General features: G+C 62.7%; 20 protein-coding genes. 5 read left to right on the forward strand and 15 right to left on the reverse strand.

Going from position 1 to position 18,929, the window contains the following annotated elements; translation table 11 throughout:
- Positions 1–11: 11 nt before the first annotated feature.
- From J5N58_RS18825 to ubiT, 12 genes are all read right to left on the reverse strand, one after another.
- Positions 12–812: an ABC transporter ATP-binding protein gene (locus tag J5N58_RS18825; protein WP_112829489.1), complete on the reverse strand. Its 801-nt coding sequence runs from the start codon at positions 810–812 to the stop codon at positions 12–14.
- The gene (locus J5N58_RS18830; RefSeq protein ID WP_244712212.1) at positions 809–1,606 is read right to left on the reverse strand and encodes an ABC transporter ATP-binding protein; all 798 of its coding nucleotides are present in this window, start codon (positions 1,604–1,606) and stop codon (positions 809–811) included. The genes J5N58_RS18825 and J5N58_RS18830 overlap by 4 nt, the downstream gene beginning before the upstream one ends.
- Positions 1,603–2,436, reverse strand: coding sequence for an ABC transporter permease (locus J5N58_RS18835; RefSeq protein WP_244712214.1), 834 nt, complete (start codon positions 2,434–2,436; stop codon positions 1,603–1,605). Before J5N58_RS18835 ends, J5N58_RS18830 begins: the two co-directional genes overlap by 4 nt.
- Complete coding sequence (locus J5N58_RS18840) at positions 2,433–3,422, reverse strand: ABC transporter permease (RefSeq protein WP_244712216.1); 990 nt, start codon at positions 3,420–3,422, stop codon at positions 2,433–2,435. Before J5N58_RS18840 ends, J5N58_RS18835 begins: the two co-directional genes overlap by 4 nt.
- A gap of 148 nt (positions 3,423–3,570) precedes the next feature.
- Positions 3,571–5,181 (reverse strand): ABC transporter substrate-binding protein, encoded by a 1,611-nt coding sequence (locus J5N58_RS18845; RefSeq protein ID WP_244712218.1) that lies wholly within the window; start codon positions 5,179–5,181, stop codon positions 3,571–3,573.
- 133 nt (positions 5,182–5,314) lie between these two features.
- Positions 5,315–5,929: a TetR/AcrR family transcriptional regulator gene (locus J5N58_RS18850; protein ID WP_113443017.1), complete on the reverse strand. Its 615-nt coding sequence runs from the start codon at positions 5,927–5,929 to the stop codon at positions 5,315–5,317.
- Positions 5,930–5,997: 68 nt separating this feature from the next.
- Positions 5,998–9,069 (reverse strand): efflux RND transporter permease subunit, encoded by a 3,072-nt coding sequence (locus J5N58_RS18855; protein WP_244712220.1) that lies wholly within the window; start codon positions 9,067–9,069, stop codon positions 5,998–6,000.
- Positions 9,066–10,148 carry an efflux RND transporter periplasmic adaptor subunit gene (locus tag J5N58_RS18860; protein ID WP_113443015.1) on the reverse strand — a complete coding sequence of 361 codons (1,083 nt, stop codon included), beginning with the start codon at positions 10,146–10,148 and terminating at the stop codon, positions 9,066–9,068. The genes J5N58_RS18855 and J5N58_RS18860 overlap by 4 nt, the downstream gene beginning before the upstream one ends.
- Positions 10,145–11,197, reverse strand: a complete 1,053-nt coding sequence (locus J5N58_RS18865; RefSeq protein ID WP_244712356.1) for an efflux RND transporter periplasmic adaptor subunit — start codon at positions 11,195–11,197, stop codon at positions 10,145–10,147. Before J5N58_RS18865 ends, J5N58_RS18860 begins: the two co-directional genes overlap by 4 nt.
- 221 nt (positions 11,198–11,418) lie before the next feature.
- The gene (gene ubiV, locus J5N58_RS18870; protein WP_244712222.1) at positions 11,419–12,357 is read right to left on the reverse strand and encodes a ubiquinone anaerobic biosynthesis protein UbiV; all 939 of its coding nucleotides are present in this window, start codon (positions 12,355–12,357) and stop codon (positions 11,419–11,421) included.
- Positions 12,358–12,359: 2 nt separating this feature from the next.
- On the reverse strand, positions 12,360–13,337 hold the full coding sequence (ubiU, locus tag J5N58_RS18875; protein ID WP_112829498.1) for a ubiquinone anaerobic biosynthesis protein UbiU: 978 nt from the start codon (positions 13,335–13,337) through the stop codon (positions 12,360–12,362).
- Positions 13,328–13,834 (reverse strand): ubiquinone anaerobic biosynthesis accessory factor UbiT, encoded by a 507-nt coding sequence (gene ubiT / locus J5N58_RS18880; protein WP_112829499.1) that lies wholly within the window; start codon positions 13,832–13,834, stop codon positions 13,328–13,330. The genes ubiU and ubiT overlap by 10 nt, the downstream gene beginning before the upstream one ends.
- 110 nt (positions 13,835–13,944) lie before the next feature.
- Between ubiT and J5N58_RS18885 the strand changes: the two genes are divergently transcribed.
- Both J5N58_RS18885 and J5N58_RS18890 read left to right on the forward strand, forming a co-directional pair.
- Positions 13,945–15,453, forward strand: coding sequence for a UbiD family decarboxylase (locus tag J5N58_RS18885; protein WP_244712224.1), 1,509 nt, complete (start codon positions 13,945–13,947; stop codon positions 15,451–15,453).
- A complete protein-coding gene (locus tag J5N58_RS18890) occupies positions 15,450–16,043 on the forward strand; it encodes a UbiX family flavin prenyltransferase (RefSeq protein ID WP_244712226.1) in 594 nt (197 codons plus the stop codon). Before J5N58_RS18885 ends, J5N58_RS18890 begins: the two co-directional genes overlap by 4 nt.
- Here J5N58_RS18890 and J5N58_RS18895 read toward each other — a convergent pair.
- From J5N58_RS18895 to J5N58_RS18905, 3 genes are read right to left on the reverse strand one after another with little or no spacing between them, the layout of a single operon-like run.
- Positions 16,037–16,720, reverse strand: coding sequence for an NnrU family protein (locus tag J5N58_RS18895; protein WP_244712227.1), 684 nt, complete (start codon positions 16,718–16,720; stop codon positions 16,037–16,039). The genes J5N58_RS18890 and J5N58_RS18895 overlap by 7 nt on opposite strands.
- Complete coding sequence (locus J5N58_RS18900; RefSeq protein ID WP_113443008.1) at positions 16,717–17,190, reverse strand: hemerythrin domain-containing protein; 474 nt, start codon at positions 17,188–17,190, stop codon at positions 16,717–16,719. The genes J5N58_RS18895 and J5N58_RS18900 overlap by 4 nt, the downstream gene beginning before the upstream one ends.
- A 10-nt stretch (positions 17,191–17,200) precedes the next feature.
- Positions 17,201–17,356 (reverse strand): hypothetical protein, encoded by a 156-nt coding sequence (locus J5N58_RS18905; protein ID WP_244712229.1) that lies wholly within the window; start codon positions 17,354–17,356, stop codon positions 17,201–17,203.
- Between the two features lie 98 nt (positions 17,357–17,454).
- Here J5N58_RS18905 and J5N58_RS18910 point away from each other — a divergent pair, with 98 nt between their 5' ends.
- From J5N58_RS18910 to J5N58_RS18920, 3 genes are all read left to right on the forward strand, one after another.
- Complete coding sequence (locus J5N58_RS18910) at positions 17,455–18,021, forward strand: cytochrome c oxidase subunit 3 (RefSeq protein WP_244712232.1); 567 nt, start codon at positions 17,455–17,457, stop codon at positions 18,019–18,021.
- A gap of 4 nt (positions 18,022–18,025) precedes the next feature.
- Positions 18,026–18,307, forward strand: a complete 282-nt coding sequence (locus tag J5N58_RS18915) for a cytochrome C oxidase subunit IV family protein (RefSeq protein WP_112829575.1) — start codon at positions 18,026–18,028, stop codon at positions 18,305–18,307.
- 163 nt (positions 18,308–18,470) lie between these two features.
- On the forward strand, positions 18,471–18,923 hold the full coding sequence (locus J5N58_RS18920) for a c-type cytochrome (RefSeq protein ID WP_112829504.1): 453 nt from the start codon (positions 18,471–18,473) through the stop codon (positions 18,921–18,923).
- Positions 18,924–18,929 lie beyond the last annotated feature (6 nt).

The following is an 18,929-nucleotide window of genomic DNA, read 5'->3' on the forward strand; positions in this document are numbered from 1 at the left end:
TTCCAGCGTTCTTACGGATTGTCGGTTGCGGGCTTTGAATTTTGGCCGGCAACGAGCCGGGGGATGGCGGCGACGAGCGCCTTCGCCGCCATCGATTGCGGATTGCCGATCACGGCATCGGCCGGTCCCGTCTCCACGATACAGCCCTCATGCATGACCGCGATCCGGTGCGACACCGCCTTGAGAACGGCTAGATCATGGGAGACGAAGAGATAGGCGACGCCACGCTCCCGCTGCAGTTCGACGAGGAGTTCGAGGATGCGCCGTCTTATCGAGGCGTCCAGCGCGGAAACCGCCTCATCGAGGACAATCAGCGACGGACGAGGCGCCAGGGCGCGTGCGATTGCCACGCGCTGGCGCTGGCCACCGGAAAGTTCGCGGATCGAACGCACGGCATAGGAGGCCGGCAGGCCGACGCGTTCAAGCAGGGCTGCAATCTCGCGCGGCCGCCCGGCACGGTCGACAATGCCGTGAATGCGCAGTGGATCGTCCAGCACCGACGCGACGGTAGCGCGCGGATTGAAGGCGCCAAGCACATCCTGAAACACCATCTGCATGCTTCGCCGACGTTGCCGGAGACGGGATCCGGGCAATGCGAGCCAGTCCTCACCGGCAAAGCGTACCTCTCCGCCGTCGGCTGCGAGAAGCCTCAGCAATAGACGGGCGAGCGTCGATTTTCCGCTGCCTGAGGCACCGGCGAGACCGAGCGTCTGGCCTTCTGTCAGAGTGAAGGACACGCCGTCGAGAGCCGTCACGTTGCGGCCATGGGACATGTAGCTCTTCGCCAATTCCTGGACGGTCAGCAGGGTCATGGCGGCGGGCTCCCGCTGAGAAGGGACGGAGACGCCAGATCGAGATGGTTTGCGATCAGGCTTCGGGCGTATGCTGTCTGCGGACGATCGAGCACGGTTCGGGTCACGCCGCGCTCCACCAGATGTCCGTTCTCGAAGATGGCGACGCGATCGGCAAAGCCCGAGGCGAGCGCCAGATCGTGGGTTATGAAGAGCAATGTCATCCCGTTTTCGCGAACGAGCTCATCAAGCAGCGAAACGATTTCAGCCTGCACCACCATGTCCAACGCGCTGGTCGCTTCGTCCGCGATCAGAAAGGATGGGCGGGCGGCGATCGCCGCGGCGATTGCGATGCGTTGGCGTTGCCCGCCGGAAAACTGATGCGGATAGGCGTCGAGCGCCCTTTCCGGCAGGGGGATACGGACCTGGTTCAACAGATCCAGCGCTTTGTCGAGGGCTTTCTTCCACCCAAAGCCGAGATGCCGGCGGGCGCCCTCAGCGATCTGCTCGCCAATGGTCAGGACCGGGTTGAGGCTCGCCGTTGGGTCCTGGAACACGAAGCCTATGTCCCGACCGGGCAGCGGAGGCGTGTTGCGGGACGGCCAGCTGATTTTTCCCTCCATGCGCGCGCCTTCTGGCAACAACCCGGCAACCGCGCGGGCAAGCGTGCTCTTTCCGGAACCGCTTTCGCCGATGATCGCCAACCGCTCGCCGGCGATCACGTCGAGATCAACACCATGAAGAGCGGTCGCCTGCCCGCCATTTTTCCCATAGGTGACGAAAAGCTTTCGGACCGCGCAGATGATTTCGTTCATGACGTGCCCACCTTCCGCCCATTCAGCGCCTTGTCGAGCCCCTCTCCAACCAGATAGACGGCGATCACCGTGACGACGAGGGCGAACCCCGGAATGATCGACAGCCAGGGCGAGGAGCGCAGCACATTCCGGCCTTCGGCGATCATCGATCCCCAGGTCACCCTGTTCGGGTCGCCGAGCTCCAGAAAGGAGAGGGCCGCCTCGGTGAGGATCGCCGCCGCAACGATGACTGCGGAGAGGGCGAGCACCGGCGGCAGGACATTGGGCAGGATTTCCTTCAGCGCGATTTCGACGGGGTGCATGCCGATGACGCGGGCCGAGGCGACATAATCCTGTTCACGGGCCGAAAGAACCTGGGCGCGTGTCAGCCGCGCGGGATCCGCCCAGGCGCCGAGCGCGATGGCCAATATGACAATTGGCATCGAGGCTCCCATGACGCTGACGAAGGCAAGCGCCAGCAGAAAACCGGGAACGATCTGGAAGGCGTCGACAACGCGCATGAGGGCTTCGTCGACGAGCCCGCCGGCAAATCCAGCGGCAAGGCCGATACAGAGCCCGAGGACGAGAGATGCGGCAGCGGCAGCCAGCCCCACGGCTAGAGAGGTCCGTGCTCCATGCAGCAGTCCGGAGAACACGTCGCGGCCGAGCCTGTCCGTGCCGAGGGGAAAGGCGGGGTCGGTGAAGGGCGTGATGAGGGCGCGTCCGGCGATGCGCAGCGGATCTCCCGGTGCGAGCACCGGGGCCAGCGATGCGACTGCGGCCAGCAGGATCAGAAGGACGAGGCCGATTGCACCTTCGGGCGTTGCCATCAGTCTTCTCGCCAGTCTCATGGCGCCGTCTCCGAAGCGCCGACCCGTGGGTCGAGCCATGCGTAGAGCGTGTCGATCACCAGGTTGATGAGGATCACGAGAACGGCGGAAACCAGAATGATGCCCATCAGCAGGGGGGCGTCACGACCGCTGACGGCTTCCTGTGCCAACCGCCCGAAGCCAGGTATGGCGAAAATGCTCTCGATCACCACGCTGCCACCCAGCATGGCCGCCGACCGGAGGCCGAACATGGTGACGAGCGGTAACAGGGCGTTCCTTGCCACATGGTGCAGCACGATCCGTGCCCGGGAAAGACCACGGGCGCGGGCGAAAAGCACGAAATCGAGCCTCCAGACTTCCGCCATGCCGGCTCGCATGACGCGCAGGAAAAGAGCAAGATAGATCAGCGCGAGGGTGGCGACGGGAAGAACGAGATGGGTTGCGATGTCGGCGACGCGCGCAAGGCCGGTGCGGCCCGAGGCGATGGTTTCGATGCCCGAAGTCGGCAGCCAGCGAAGCTCGACCGAAAATACGATGCTCAGCATAAGGCCGAGCCAGAAGCTCGGGATGGCATAAAGAACCAGCGAGACGGTGGAAAACAGCCTGTCACGCAGGCTGCCTGGCCGCGCGCCGGCGAGAATGCCAAGCGCCGAGCCCAGCCCGAAAGAAAGCGCGGTGGCACTGCCCATCAGAAGCAGAGTGTTCGGGAGCCGCTCTATGAGGAGGTCTAACACCGGGCGATTGAAGGCAACCGACCAGCCGAGATCGAAGCGGGCGAGCGAGGAAAGATAGAGCCAGAGCCGGGCGATGACCGACTGGTCGAGGCCATAGCTCTGCCGGAGCGATTGCACGAGCGAAGGATCGCCGCCGCCGATCGAGACGAGATAGGCGTCAACCGCATCGCCCGAAGCGGATTCGAGCAGGAAAAACGTCAGCAGGACAATGACCAGCAGTACCGGAATGCTGCTGATCGCACGACGTTGGATCAATTGGATTGCACGCTTCACGCCGGGCTTGGCCTTGCTAGATCGATGGGATGAACAACGCTATCCTATCGTCCCGGGGAACGGAATCCAATTTCGGGAAGCGGCGCGAGGTTCGACAGACTGCGGGAAAGCGCCGTGCATTCAAACCCATGCACGGCGATCCACATCGTCACGATTGAAGCGCCGTATCCGCCCAGTTGGAAACAGCCCAGCGCGGATTGCTCGCAACGTTGAGAACCGTGTCGCGGGCGACGGTGATGAAGCCCCATTCCGCGACATTGATGAGCGGCAGGTCGGCGGCGACGCGCTCCTGGAACGTGCGGTAAAGTGCAGTACGGGCATCGGCATCGACCGTCTCGGTTGCCTTCTCGATGATGCCGTCCAGTTCGGCGTCGGCATATCCGCCCTGATTGGAGAAGGGAACACCTGCGGGAATGCCGGATTGGACGAGGATCGTGGTCGAGATCGCCGGGTCGCCTCGGAACACAGGGGGTGCTACGGCCAGATCGAAGTCATGATCCGTGTAGACCGCTTTCTGGTGGGCGGCAGAGTCAGCGTTCACCAGCTCGGCGTCGATGCCGATTGCGGCGAGTGCCTGGCGCAGATAATCGCCGAACTGCCGGGTCTCGTTGAAATAGGGCGCAGGTCTGAGCTTCAGCGAAAAGCGCGTGCCGTTTGCGGCGCGCGGATAGCCGGCCTCATCCAGCAGGGTATTGGCTTTGCCGACGTCGAAATCATAGGTCTGAACATCCGCGGTGTAGAACTCCGGAGCGTTCTTCGGAACCGGCCCCGTGGACGCAGCGGCATAGCCGAGAAAGATGGTGTCGACGACGAATTTCCGGTCGATGGCATGGGCGATTGCCTGCCGGACCTTGAGATCGGCAAGTTCCTTGCGGCGATGGTTGATCTCGACGACGAGCTGGTAGGTCAGCGCTTCGTAACCCTTGGTGATGACCTTGATGCCGGCAACCCTGGAGATGCGGTCGAGGTCGGCGAGCGGCACGGCGGAAAAGGCGGCAAGCTGGATTTCCTCGGCTTCCAGGGCGGAAGCGGCGGCGGCGCGATCCGGCAGCACGCGGAAGATCACCTCGTCGAGCTTGGGCTCGCCCTTGTTCCAGTAATCAGCATTGCGCTCCAGCCGATAGTATTCACCCGGCTTGTGCTCGGCGAAACGGAAGGGACCGGTGCCGACGGGGCTGGTGTTGGTAGGGTTCGCGGCGATGTCGGTTCCCTCGTAAAGGTGCTTCGGCACCACGCTGCTGACCACGGGCAGAGCGTTGCGGATCAGTTGCAGCGGCGTGGGTTTGGAAAAGCGGAAGACAGCCGTCAACTCGTCCGGTGTTTCGACCGTGTCGAGATTGGCGAACACAAGGCGGCCGAGGTTCTGCAAAGTCTTCCAGACATTCAGCGCCGAGAATGCTACGTCGGCGGAGGTAAAGGGCTTGCCGTCATGCCATTTCACGCCTTCCCGCAGTTTGAAGGTAACGCTGCGGCCTTCATCGGAGCCTGCCCACGACACGGCAAGCCGCGGAGCCAACCCGTTCTCTCCATCATACGAGGCTTCCGCCAGCGGCTCGATCACTTTGCTGGAGATGAAGAACACACCATTTGACGCCACGATGGCGGGGTTCAGATTCTTGGGCTCCGAATCGGCGGCGACGATCAATCGCCCGCCGCTTTGCGCATCCTGGCCAAAGGAAAAGGAGGGCAGGGCGGTTGAAGCGAGCAGCCAGCCCGCCCCTTTCACCAGGGAACGACGCGAAACGGCGAAATGGGTCATCTATCTTTCCAGGTCGAATTGCGATGTCGCCATAGTGACCTCAAAAGATGACTTCCAGAAGCCATGGAAATCCTGCGGATCGCTCGGCGGTGGCAAATCATTGTAAGGAGCGCGCCGGCAAAGGAAAGCCCGTTCATCGCAGCAGCATGTTCGACAAGGTTCTGTGCAGTTCGGCGCGGTAACTGTCGTCGTCGCGGGCCGCTTCGGTGAAACGGGCGAGGTAGGGCCGTGTTGCGGCGGTCATCGCCATGGCGCTCGTGAAAGCATAAAACAAGAAATCGGGATCGCCGGCATGGGCCTGCCCACGCGCTTGAGCCACCCGGATACGGGCGACGAACAGGCCGCGCATCCTTGTGCCGATCTTTTCGAAGGCGTATTCGAAACGCTCGTCGCGGTCGGCGAATTCCTTGAGCATGAACATGGCGAGTTCGGGGCGGTCGCAGAGAAGATCGGTGAGGACTGCGATGGCTTTGGGAAGGGCGTCTTCGGCATCGGGTTCCGGAAGATGCCGCATGCGCTCGCAGAGATCTTCGGCAACACCGTCGATGGCGGCCTTCCAGAGCCCGTGCTTGGATCCGTAGAGACGTCCGACATAGGCGACATCGACGTCCGCAGCCTCCGCGATAAGACGCAGGCTGGTGCCTTCATAACCATGCCTGGCGAAGGCGAAGGTCGCCTTTTCCACGATTGTTGCTGCCTTCGGCTCCTGTCCCAGCGGCGGGCGCCCCCGGCGACGTGGCTCCTTCATCCGGCTACTCCTCGTTTCCCGGCGGTGGCGGCCCCGGGTCTGGCTGCGACCGAAGTTGACGGCCTCTGCTATTCCGCTTCGGCCGTTACGGGAGAGGCCGGCGTGTCGGGCGTCAGCCGGAACCAGGCGACGTAGAGAGCTGGCAGGAAAATGAGCGTCAGCAGCGTGCCGACGATAATCCCGCCCATCATCGCATAGGCCATAGGCCCCCAGAACACCTCGCGGGCAATCGGGATGAGGCCGAGACTTGCGGCAGCCGCTGTCAAAAGGATCGGCCGCGTTCGATGCTGGGTCGCTTCCAACACGGCCTCCCAGGGCGCCTTGCCCTCTGCCCTGAGTTCCTCGATCTGGACCACAAGGATTACCGAATTCCGGATCAGGATGCCGATCAGCGCGAGAACCCCGAGGATCGCTACGAAACCCATCGGGGCGCCGCTCGGCAACAAGGCGGCGACAACACCGATCAGTGCAAGCGGCGCGACGGAGAAGACCAGGAACAACCGCGAGAAGCTTTGCAACTGCACCATCAGGATGGTCGCCATCGCGAGCAACATATAGGGCACGACGGCTGCGATCGGTTCTTGGCTTTCAGCGCTCGATTCCACGGTGCCGCCGACTTCCAGCGTAAAGCCTGCCGGCAGCGTCTTGCGGAATTCGTCGACATCGCCGGTAAGCTGTTCTACGACGGTGGCGGGCTGCATGGCGTCGAGAATGCCCGCCTTCACCGAGATCGTCGGAACGCGGTCGCGCCGCCAGATGACCGGCTGCTCGGTTTCGTAGCGGAAGTTGGCAACGGCGGCAAGCGGCACGGAGGTTCCGTTGGAACCGGTAAGCTGCAGATCCTCCAGCGTGTCGATCGAACTGCGCTCCTGCGGGTTGGCCCGGGCTATCACATCCACGAGGTAGACATCGTCATTGATCTGCGTGACGGAGGTGCCGCCGACGACACCGTTCAGCACGGTGGCGATATCCTTGGAGGAGACGCCGAGCAGGCGGGCCTTGTCCTGCAAGACATTGACGCGGAGCACGCGGGCGGGTTCCATCCAATCGTAGACCACGTCGCCGATATGCGGGTTGCGGGCCATGATGCCGGCCAACTCCTGCGCCTTGAGCTTCAGGGTTTCGATATCCTCGCTGGAAATGCGGTACTGGACGGGCCGGCCAACGGGCGGGCCGATATCGAGCAGCTTCACATAGGCGTCCGTCGCCGGGAATGTCTTCTTCAGGTAGTCCTGAAACTGGCGTTTCAGCCTGTCGCGTGCTTCCAGATCCTTGGTAATGATGATGGTCTGGCCGAAGGCCGGGTCCGGGGGCTGGACGTCGAAAGCGAGGACGAAGCGCACCGCGCCCTGGCCGACATAGCTTGAATAGCGCACGACATCAGGGTTGCCGGCAAGCTGTTCCTTTTCGAAGCGTTCAATTTCCGCATTGGTTTCGGTAATCGAGACGTTTTGCGGCAGGGACCAGTCGACAATGAGTTCGACGCGGTCGGAAGAGGGGAAGAACTGCTGCTGCACGAATTGCATGCCGTAGATCGACAGGCCGAAAATAGCAACGGTGATGCCGATGGTCGTAAAGCGCCAGTGCATGCTCAGATGCAGGAAATCTTCGAACATGCGTCCGAAAAAGCCCTTCTTGTGTTCGTGCTTCTTCAGCTTCTCCGAGAGGATGGTGGCGCCGAGAAGCGGCGTGAACAGCACGGCAACGATCCATGAGGTGAGGAGCGAGACGGCAAGCACCACGAAGAGGGTGAAGGTAAACTCACCGGCCGCGCTGCTGTTGAGGCCGATCGGTATGAAGCCTGCGACGGTGACGAGCGTGCCCGTCAGCATCGGGAAGGCGGTCGAGGTATAGACGTAGGTTGCCGCCTTTTTCATGGGGTCGCCGATTTCGAGACGGGCGACCATCATCTCGACGGCGATCATCGCGTCGTCCACCAAAAGGCCAAGCGCGATGATGAGCGCGCCGAGCGAAATGCGCTGCAGCGAGATCTCGAGCAGCGACATGACCAGAAAGGTGATCGCCAGCGTCAGCGGGATCGAGAGTGCCACCACGAAGCCGGCGCGGAGGCCGAGCGAGACGAAGCTGACGACAAGCACGATCACCACCGCTTCGAACAGTGCCTGGGTGAAGCCGGAAACAGCTTCCTCCACCACTTGCGGCTGGTCGGAGACGAGATGGACGCCGACACCGACCGGCAGTTTCGCCTCGATATCGTGCATTTCCGCCTTCAGGGCCTCTCCGAATTCGAGAAGGTTGGCACCCTGCTTCATGCCGATCGCAAGTCCGATCGCCGGCTGACCGTTGAAGCGGAAGAGATCGCTCGGCGGATCGGTATAGCCGCGGCGGATAGTGGCGATGTCGCTCAGGCGGAAGAAGCGGTCATTGACGCGAAGATTGACTTCCCTGAGGCTTTCCTCGCTCGAGAACTGGCCACCGACGCGAACGCTGATGCGCTCGGGGCCAGACTGGATGACGCCGGATGGTGCCGTCGCGTTTTGGGCTTGCAGCGTCGAAAGCACGGCCGTCTGATCGAGACCCAGGGACGCCAGCTGCCGGGTCGAGAATTCGAGGAAGATGACTTCATCGCGGGCGCCGACGAGATCGACCTTGCCGATATTGTCCACAGCGAGAATGCGGGTTCGCGCTTCCTCGACATAATCGCGCAGCTGCCGTTCGCTCAGCCCGTCGGCGGTGAAGGCGTAAATGTTGCCGAAGACATCGCCGAAGTCGTCGTTGAATTGCGGTCCGAGCACGCCGGACGGGAACTCGCCCTGGATGTCGGCCATCATGTTGCGGACCTTCTGCCAGATCTGCGGCACATTGCGGGCCTTGGTCGTCGGCTTCAGTTCGACGAAGATCAGGGTGGAGCCGGCGCGGGTGATCGATTTGGTATAGTCGAGGCTGTCGAGTTCCTCCAGCTTGCGCTCGATGCGCTCCGTCACCTGCTTGGTGGTGTCGGAGACGGAAGCGCCCGGCCATTGCGCCGAGATCGTCATCGTCTTGATGGTGAAGGACGGGTCTTCCTCACGGCCGATTTCCACGAAGGATAAGGCGCCCGCCAGCATGAAGATAATCATCAGGTACCAGACAAGCGAACGATGCTTGAGGGCCCAGTCCGAAAGGTTGAAGGACTTCATGGTGCATTTCCTTCCGGAACGATGATTTTCTGACGGTCCTGCAGCGTATGCACGCCGGCGATTGCGACGCGGGAGCCTGGCTGAAGGCCGGACGCGACGGTGAAGATTCCGTCCTCGCGATGGGCGACTTCGATCTCCTGCTTCACGGCAATGCTGTCCTTCTCGTCAATCAGCCAGACATAGGTCTTGCCGTCCTGTTCCAGCAGGGCGGTGACCGGAAGGGTGAGCGCCGGGGTGCTGTCGTGCTCGAGGGCGGCTCGCACGGTGGTTCCGAGGCGAAAGGACGCCGGCGGATCGATCAGCGCGATGCGGACACGCAAGGTCCGCGTGATCGCGTCCGCCTCGGGGGCGACTTCGCGCACGCTGCCTGCAACGACGGCGTTGGGGTCCATTTGCAGCGAGATCCGGAACTTCGTTCCGATGGCGATGGGGCCGCGTTCGACGGGAATATCGACGACGGCATCCCGGAGATCGGGACGTGCGATGGTCACGACCGCATCGCCTGGCTCGACAATCTGCCCGACCTCGGCGGCCGTGGCCGTCACGACGGCATCGAAGGTCGCCTCGACCTGAGCGTAGGACAGCTGTTCCTCCGCCTTTGCCAGTGCTGCCTGCGCGCGGCTCACCGTCGCTTCGGCTGCGATTGCTGCCTGATCGGCGCTTTCGACCGTGGACTGGGTTGACGCCTGGGTCGTCAGCAGAGCCCGCTGGCGCTCGGCGGCGGCTTGCGCATTGGTGAGTTGGGCAAGCGCGCTTCCGACTTCGGCCGAGGCGGAACGAACGGCAAGCTCCAGTGCTGTCGGATCGATGGCGGCCAGACGCTCTCCACGGGCAACCGTGTCGCCGACATCGACATCGCGGGAAATGAGGCGACCGATGATGCGGAAACCGATATCCGTCTTCACTTGCGGTTCGACCGTTCCGGCATATTCCTCGGTGCGGGCGGGTTTCAGTTCGGCGACGGCTGTCAGCACCGGCCGGGGCGATGCTGCTTCCGTGGTCTCCTCGCTGCCGTTGCAGCCTGAAAGCGCGAGCGTCGCCAATACGAGAAAGCCTGCCGTCCGGATGAAGCCTGTCATTGGGTTACCTCCGGAAGAACGGTTACGGTCTGGCCGTTGCGCAAGAGCTTCGTGCCCTCGCTGACGACGATGGTGCCGGGTTCCAGCCCGTCGGATACGAGCACGCGGCCCTTTTCGTAGAGGAAAATGTGGATCCTGCGCCGTTCAACGGTATTGGTGTTCGGATCGAGAACCCATACGGCGGGTTCGCCCGCCTCGGTGGCAAGCGCGGTCCAGGGAAGCACGATGACTTCCACCTGCTGCAGCGTGCCGGTGCCGGTTACCGCGGCGCCGAGCGTCATGGCCGCGGGCGTGTCCGTGAGTCCAACCTTCACCCGCACCGTCCCGGTCGCCGGATCGACGGTCGGCGAGATCTCCCGTATCTTGCCGGTCGTCGTCACCTTCGGGTCGCTGACCAACGAGATGGTCATCTGGTCGGATGTCCGCGCGTCGGCGTTGATGAACGGGGTTTCATAGAAACGGAAGATGGCGTCCCGCTGCCCATTATGGGCAAGGCGGAAAACGGTCTGCGCCGTCTGGGTCAGCTGGCCGATCTCGCCCCGGCGTTCCACGATGACCCCGTCGGCTTCCGCTTTCAGCAGTGTGTAGCCCAGCGCTTCCCTGGCGTTGGCGAGCGCTGCGCGGGCGCCTTCGGCAGCATTGATCGCGCTGTTATAGGCGGCATCCGCCGCATCGAAATCGCTGCGGGTGGTGAAGCCCTTGGTCAGCAGTTCCTGTTGGCGGCGGAGCGTCGCCTCCCGCTGGGAAACCAGCGATTCCGCCGAACGCAGCGTCGCTTCGGCAGAGGCGAGGTCGGCCTGCTGTTCTTCCGCGTCCAGCCGCGCTAGTACGTCACCGGCCTTCACATGGCTTCCGACGTCGGCATTGCGCTCGATAATGCGGCCGCTGACCCGGAAGGAAAGATCGCTCATCGTGCGTGCGCTGATTTCGCCCGTCAGCGTAATCGTTCGCGCATAAGGCGTCTTTTCCGCGACGATCGTGCGGACGAAGGTTTCCGCCCTAGGCGTTTCCGTCTTCTCGTCGCCGCAGCCGGCAAGTGCGAGCGGCATTGCGAGCACGATGAGGGCTTGCCAATGTCGCCAGCTGCCGGATGTCTGCTTTCTGGACCAAGGATGCGCAGGCGGGCGTCGACGAGGGAAAGGTAGCATCCGTTTCCTGCTCCGGTTGGCGGTTTTGGAATGCAGCCCATTTTGGCGGGGCTGTGCAAGTTGAATTTAATCAATGAGTGTTGATTAAATTCTTCCAACCGGAATGCAAGCGGAATTTCCGGTCAGGCGCCGGCAGCGCTGAAGGCCGTATCCTTTGCCCTGGCAACCCAGGCTGCACCTTCCCGGGCGTGATGGAAACCGTTCGAAAGCGGAGCCGCAGGATAGATCTTCTGTAGTCTGTCGATCGCTTCCCAGACTTCCATGCCGCCATCGAGAACGGCCCGATAAAGAGTGGCCACGGCAACCATGTCGCAATCCTGGGGTGACAGCCGGAAACCGGAAATGCCGGCCGCTGCCAGTTCCTTGAGTTCGCCAAGCAATGCCTGGCAGGTATGGGAGACCGTCTGGACGCCGTTGAGGGCCAAGAAGGACTGCCGGTCGAGCGTCTTCACCGGCAGGCCGTCCGGGTCTTCGCCGCAGACGAACTGGCAATTGTCCTTGATATGCCCCTTGGCGCGGGCATGGGCACAGCGCGCCGAGATTGCCAGAGGCATGCGGCCGAAGGCGAAAACTTCCAGGGCGATATCCGGGGTCTCCGCCGCAATTGTCCGTACCGAGGAAAAGGGCAGTTCGGGCGGCAGACAGATGCTGGACGCGCCGCGGGCGGCAAGAAGTCTGGCCGTGGCGGCGTTGTAGACATTGACCAGCGGGCCGATCGAATGGGGTTTGCCATTCAGCAGGCCGAGCGCGGAGAGATCGTTCGCCTCTATCGGATACTCGCTTTCGGCGACCATGTCGCGGACCTGGCGGCTTTCGCGCTCCAGCGTCACAAGCGCCAGGGTCGAGAGCACGACGGTCTTTCCTGCCGCTTCCAGTCGCTCGGTCACCTCCGCAAGATGCGGCTCAATGAAATGCTGGCGCTTGGAACAGACGGTTTCGCCGATCACCACTCGTTCGACGGGAGCTTCGTCCGCGATGCGGAAGTGGAAGTCGCGCCATTTGGGACCATCCCAGAGATAATAGACGGGACCCATGGTCAGGGAAGGGGTGGCATGGGGCATGGTCATCTCCAGCGCTTCTCGTAGGCGCCCGACGTAGTTTTCTGGCCTTCGCTCAGGGCGCTGAGGCGCGAGAGCAATGCCGCCCGGTTGGCCGGATCGGCGGCAAGCGCCTTCTTCAGCGTTGCGACGACCTCGGCGACATAGGCTTTGCCGCGCTGACGTCCCTCGATCTTGAGCGCGCTGACGCCGGCCGCCTTCAAGGCCTCGATCTCGCCCATGACGTCGAGCGAGACTGGATCCTCGAAGGCGTAGGCATGGGTTTCGGCAATGTCGAAGCGGCCCTTGCAGAGCGTCGGGTAACCTGCGGCCTCGCCGAGCGGGAAACGGTTGATGGTGTAATCACCGAGTTCCGAAACGAGATCGTTGCCTTCGTTGCGATAGCGGACATGGCTCGCCGGAGAGCAGACGCCGTTCATGTTCGGCGATTTTCCGGTCGCATAGGAGGAAAGCGAGCAACGGCCTTCCGCCATCACGCAGAGTCCTCCGAAAACGAAGACTTCGATTTCGCAGCGGATCTGCTTCGCTATGCGGGCGATGTCGTTGATCGTCAGTGTTCGGGGCAGCACCACCCGCTTGGCATTGAAGGCATCGATGAGGAAGTTGATCGCATCGGCATTCGATGCGGACGCCTGCACGGAGACGTGCAGCCGCTGTTCCGGGTAGCGTTCCGCCACATGGGCCATGAGGCCGAAATCGGCAAGGATCAGGGCATCGGCGCCGAGCGCCACCGCGTCGGCCGCCGCCCGATACCAGACATCTTCGTCGCCGGCGCGCATGAAGGTGTTGAGGGCGACAAAGGTCTGGGTGCCGCGCCGTCTGGCATACACGATCGCCTCGCGCAGTTCCTCGCGGCTGAAGTTGAGGCCCGGGAAGTTTCGTGCATTGGTTTCGTCGCGGAAGCCGCAATAGACGGCATCGGCACCGGCATCGACGGCTTCGCGAAAAGCGGCGGGGGTGCCGGCGGGGCAGATCAGTTCCATGGGTTATTCTCCCCGGCAAGCGCCCGGCGGCGGATTTCGTTACCCAAGCGGCTGAAGATCGGCCCCAGCGGTCCGGCCATGGCGGAGAGATCGCGAGGCAGGTCGATGTTGCAGTCATCGAGTGCATTCCTCATGGCCAGCATCGCTTCCATGTCGCCGGTGACGACCAGATCACGGGAAAAGAACAGCGCATCGGCGTCGCAGCGTCCCTCGAGCAAGGCGAGCAACAGGAAAAGGGGGCCGCCAACGGATGCATCGGCTTGCGGCGCTGATGACTTGCGCTTGACTGTTATGGATGGCCTTGCGGGATCGACGATGAAGGCAAGCGGCAGGTCGGAAGGCAGGAAGGCGAAGCGCTTCGCCTTGTGCTCACCCAGCCGTTCGAACAGGTTCGGATGCTCCTTGAGCATCCGTCTGAACAGCATTCCCGTCGCTCGCTCGATGACAGGCAGGGGCATGAGGTCGAGCGGCGTTGCTAGCGTTGGCGGAAATTTCATGGGCCTCGGTCTTTCAGGACAGCTATCGCGCCGAAAACTAACCGCTGCGACGGGCAAGCGGTTTGAGCTAGCGCAAAGACGAGGAGATTTTGGCAGGCCACACAGTCGGAATGACAAACGCCCCTTCGCCGCCCCGCCGTTACGACAGCCTGCAGCACTTTACCGCCGAACTCGAGCGAACCGGCAGGCTGAAGCGGATTTCCCGCCCGGTCTCGCTGCTGCACGAGATTACCGAGATCCATCGTCGCGTGCTGGCGGCGGAGGGGCCGGCGCTACTTTTCGAGAAGCCGGTGAATGCCGCGGGCGAGACCGTGGCGATGCCGCTGCTTGCCAATCTCTTCGGAACCCGCGAACGCATCGAATGGGGGTTCGGCCTTACCGGGGGGCGTATCGGCGATCTCGCCTCTCTTCTCGGAGAATTGCGGGAACCGCGTCCGCCAGCCTCGCTCAGGGAAGCGCTCGGCAAGCTGCCGTTGGTGCATTCGGCGCTTTCTCTCGGGGTTCGCCGGGTGACGCGGGCGGCTTGCCAGGAGGTCGTCCGGCGCGGCGATGACGTCGATCTCGGTCGGCTTCCGGTTCAATGGTGCTGGCCGGGGGAGCCGGCGCCGCTCGTCAGTTGGCCGCTGGTCATCACCTGCGCTCCCGATGATCCCGCAGACATCAATGTCGGTATCTATCGTATGCAGGTGCTTGGCAAGGACCGCCTCATCATGCGCTGGCTTGCCCATCGCGGAGGAGCAAAGCATCATCGCCAATGGCAGAGACTCGGCCGCAACATGCCGGTTGCCGTTGTGATCGGTAGTGATCCCGCCACCATTCTTTCGGCGGTGATGCCGCTTCCGGAAGGCATGAGTGAACTCGGATTCGCCGGTCTTCTTAGGAAAAGACGAAGCAGGGTGGTGAAGGCTGTCAGCCAGCCGCTTTGCGTCCCGGCCAATGCCGAGATCGTGCTGGAGGGAACGGTTTCCGCCACGGAGATCGCGGAAGAGGGGCCCTATGGCGATCACACGGGCTATTACAATTCCGTCGAACGTTTCCCCGTGATGACAATCTCGGCTATCACGACGCGGAGGGCGCCTGTCTATCTGTCGACCTATACCGGTCGCCCGCCTGACGAGCCTTCGAAGCTCGGCGAGGCGATGAACGAGCTTTTCATCCCGCTGGTGAAGAAGCAGTTTCCGGAAATTCTGGATCTCTGGTTGCCGCCGGAGGCCTGTTCCTACCGGGCGATCGTGGTTTCGATCGACAAACGCTATCCGGGGCAGGCAAAGCGCGTGATGATGGGGCTGTGGTCGATGCTGCCGCAATTCAGCTACACCAAGCTCATCATCGCCGTCGATCCCGATGTCGATGTGCGCAACTGGGCCGATGTGGTCTGGGCGCTTTCCACTCGCTTCGACGCCGGTCGCGACGTCACGCTCATCAACGATACGCCGATCGACTACCTCGATTTCGCCTCGCCGAAGCCCGGCCTCGGGGCCAAGCTCGGCCTCGACGCCACGGTCAAGGTCGGGCCGGAGTCGGACCGCGAATGGGGCCGTGTCCTGAAGATGACGCCTGACGTCGGCGAGAAGATCGACGCCATCTGGCATGAACTCGGACTTGGAGACATGGTGTGACGGATATCCGCAGGGTGGTGCTCGGGGTCTCCGGCGCTTCGGGGGCGGCGCTTGCGCTCAGGATCGGCGAGAGGCTAGCGGCGCTTTCGGGGGTCGAACTGCATCTCGTCGTCACGCGATCGGCGCTCAGGACCTTCGGTCACGAACTGGGCGCGGATGCCATCGGCCGGCTGGTGGGGCTTGCAGCCCGTTATCACAAGATCGACGACGTGGGCGCCTCCATCGCCAGCGGATCGTTTCGCACCGAAGGCATGATTGTCGCGCCGTGTTCCATGAAGAGCCTTGCCGGAATTGCGACGGGGCTTGCCGACAATCTGCTGGTCAGGGCGGCCGATGTGCATCTGAAGGAACGGCGACGTCTTGTTCTTCTCGCGCGGGAAACGCCACTGCATCTTGGCCATCTGCGCAACATGACCGCCGTGACTGAAATGGGCGCAATCGTGATGCCGCCGGTGCCGGCCTTCTATCGCCGCCCGCTGACGGTGGACGATGTCGTCGATCACATTGCTGCGCGCGCCATCGATCTCCTGCAGTTGACAGACCAGCCGCTGGCGGTCGAATGGCAGGGAGAACAAGGCGGCTCTCAATAGGAAAGGGCTGTCAGCGGATCGGCGCCGAAGAGTGCTGCGTGGCCGCCGGTGAGGAGCCAGAGCGTGATGACGGCGGTAACCGCCAGCGCGAGGGTGAATGGCCCGTCGATGCGAAACTTCGTCCTGCCCGTGAGGATGCCCGCAAGGGGCACCATCGGATAGCGCGCGGCAAGCGCCGGCCAGCCGGCGTCGAGCCTCCGGCGGGCGCGTCGGTCCAGAATGAAAAGTCCAGCTACGGAGAACAGGCCGAGACCGCCGAACAGGACGAGCGAGCGGAGGTCTCCGTTGACTATGAGGTGGCCGAAAGACCACAGCATGAAGCCCCATTGCACAGGATGCCGGGTGATCTGGACGATCGCGCCGGGCTCGTCGCCGTGGCGGAAGCTGATCGAGAAGGGATTGGGGGAGAGAAGGCCGGCTATGACCAGAAGGAGACCGAGCGGGGAAAGCATCAGCGTCAGCCTCGCCTGCCAGCCGGCCGGGGCCCAAAGCTCGATGTAATCGGTGTTCAGCGCGGCGTGGAAAAGCCAGGCGAGCACCAGTATCGACACCAGGGAATAGAGGCCGAGATAGGTCTCGCGCCCGAGCAGGGCGATGGCGCCTGCGCGAACCGGCGGCAGAGCCGGGATCGAATGCAGCGCCAGAAAGGCGGCAAGCGCCATCACAAGCTGGTTCACATCAGGATCTCCCGCCCCTCCGCCTCGGCGGCGCACAATGCCTCGATCATCAGCTTTTCGGCGGCCACGTGTCTGCGGACGCATTCGAAGAAGCCGCGCAGCATGTAGCCTACCGTGTCGAAAGACAGGCGGCAACGACCTTCGATCACGGCCTTCAGCGTCAGGGAAATCTCCTCGGCGGCAAGCCCGTCGCAGCGATGCTCGCCTTTCAGCCGCTCGATCATCATCGCCGCGAAGCAGGAGCCGGCGCTGCGATCGAAATCGGGAAACAGCACCTTCTCCTCGAGTTGCTGCGTCTGTTTGAGCAGCGGCGCGACCGTCTGCGCCACCTCGTTGCAGAGATCCTCGTTGATGTCGAAAGGCAGCGAGTCCGCGATGTCCTCAAGCTTGATGCAAAGGGCGAGCAGAGCTTCGTGGTTCCTGTCGAGGGCCGCGAGATCCTGTGCGTTGAGCGGGAATTCCGTCGTCATGTCCTCCTCCTCATTGTCCGACGAACAGGATGGCTGCGATGACAACCGAGGCAGCCACGGCGGAAATCGTTCCGCCGCGCTGCAATACGCCCATCCTGTGCAGGGTGATGGCGAAGCCGACGATAACAGGTGTGACGACGGCAAGTCCGATCTGTGCGTCTGTCATGAGCAATCTCCTTTGATGCCACAGCCTAAGCCGGTCAACCGTCGGCTTCTTTGTGTTTGCTCAAAGAGACCGGCGATGTTGCCGGCTAAGAGAGCGCAATGAACGCAACCGCCAAATCATTGAACCTATCCGTGGCAAGCGCATCCGAAGAGGAGGGCGATACGCTCCTTCTCTGGGTGCTTGTCTGGAGCGAACTTGTCGCCTTCGGCATCTTGATTGCCGGGTTCCTCGTGATGTCGCTACTGGAGCCGGAGCATTTCTCGGCGGCCAGGCAATATCTCAATCCGGGTCTTGCAGCAATCAACACCATCATCCTCCTGACAAGCGGCTGGCAGGCCGCAATGGCCGCGCGCCGGGGAGCTTCCGTCGCGGAGGTTCGCCGCTCACTGGTTTGCGCGGCCGGTCTCGGCCTTGTCTTCACGGCGGTCAAGCTCGCCGAATATGCCGGCGAGATCGTTCATGCCGCGGAGGGTGGGCTGAGCGGTTTCTTCGAGATCTATTTTCTCGTTACAGGTTTCCATCTACTGCATGTGGTCTTCGGCTCGGTCATCCTCCTCATCGTCGCCTGGCGGCCTCAGCGGCAGAATGTGATCCTGATAACCACGCTCTGGCACGCGATCGATCTTGTCTGGATCGTCATGTTCCCGATCCTCTACCTGGCATGAGATGATGACCGACGCTTCCACGGGAAAACTGTTCGGCACCTTCGCGACACTGGTGGTGCTCGCTTCGGGTGGGGCCACGCTTGCGGCCCTGAGCGGCGGGCTCCTGGTGCCGGTCGCCGCCGTGTTGTTGATTGCTGCGGTCAAGGCCCGTTTCGTCATCCTCGACTTCATGGGGCTGCGATCCGAGAAGCGCGGCATGCGTCTGGCGCTTCTATCCTGGCCGGCTCTTTTCCTGCTGGTCGCATTCGCACGGTCGGTTGCGATTGCCTTTTTGGGCGCTGCCTGAGCGGATCGTTCGCTTGTTTGCAAAAGCGCAAAGAAGGCTTTCTCCCTGGCGCTAGAAGGGGAGCGTCCCGCAGCCTGTGCGTCCTGATCATCGCGCGGGCTGCGGGCGGGGATTTCACCAGGCCGGCGGCGCTCCTGTCCGCGGGCAAAGAAAGGACCAGGGGATGGCAGAGCGCCTGACCAAGACAGGGGCCCGCAATGTCTTTTACGGCGGGTCCATCTTCTTCTTCGCGATCTTCGTGGGGCTTACGGCCCACAGTCACTACTATATGCGGACGAGCTCGACGGACGAAACGACGCTGACAGACAGCGTCGCGCGCGGCAAGCACGTCTGGGAGCAGAACTCCTGCATCAATTGTCACACTCTGCTGGGCGAGGGCGCCTATTTCGCACCGGAACTCGGCAATGTCTGGAAGCGCTGGGGCGGCGAAAGCGATCCCGAAGGCGCCCGAGAGACGCTGAAATCATGGATGGCGGCCCAGCCCTCCGGCGTCGAGGGACGGCGGCAGATGCCGCAGTTCAACCTGACGGAGCAGGAACTTAACGATCTCGCCGACTTCCTCGAATGGACGAGCCGGATCAAGACGCAGAACTGGCCGCCGAACGAGGCAGGCTGAGAAACG

It is taken from the genome of Paenirhizobium cremeum, assembly GCF_022884085.1.
GTDB lineage: Bacteria > Pseudomonadota > Alphaproteobacteria > Rhizobiales > Rhizobiaceae > Allorhizobium > Allorhizobium cremeum.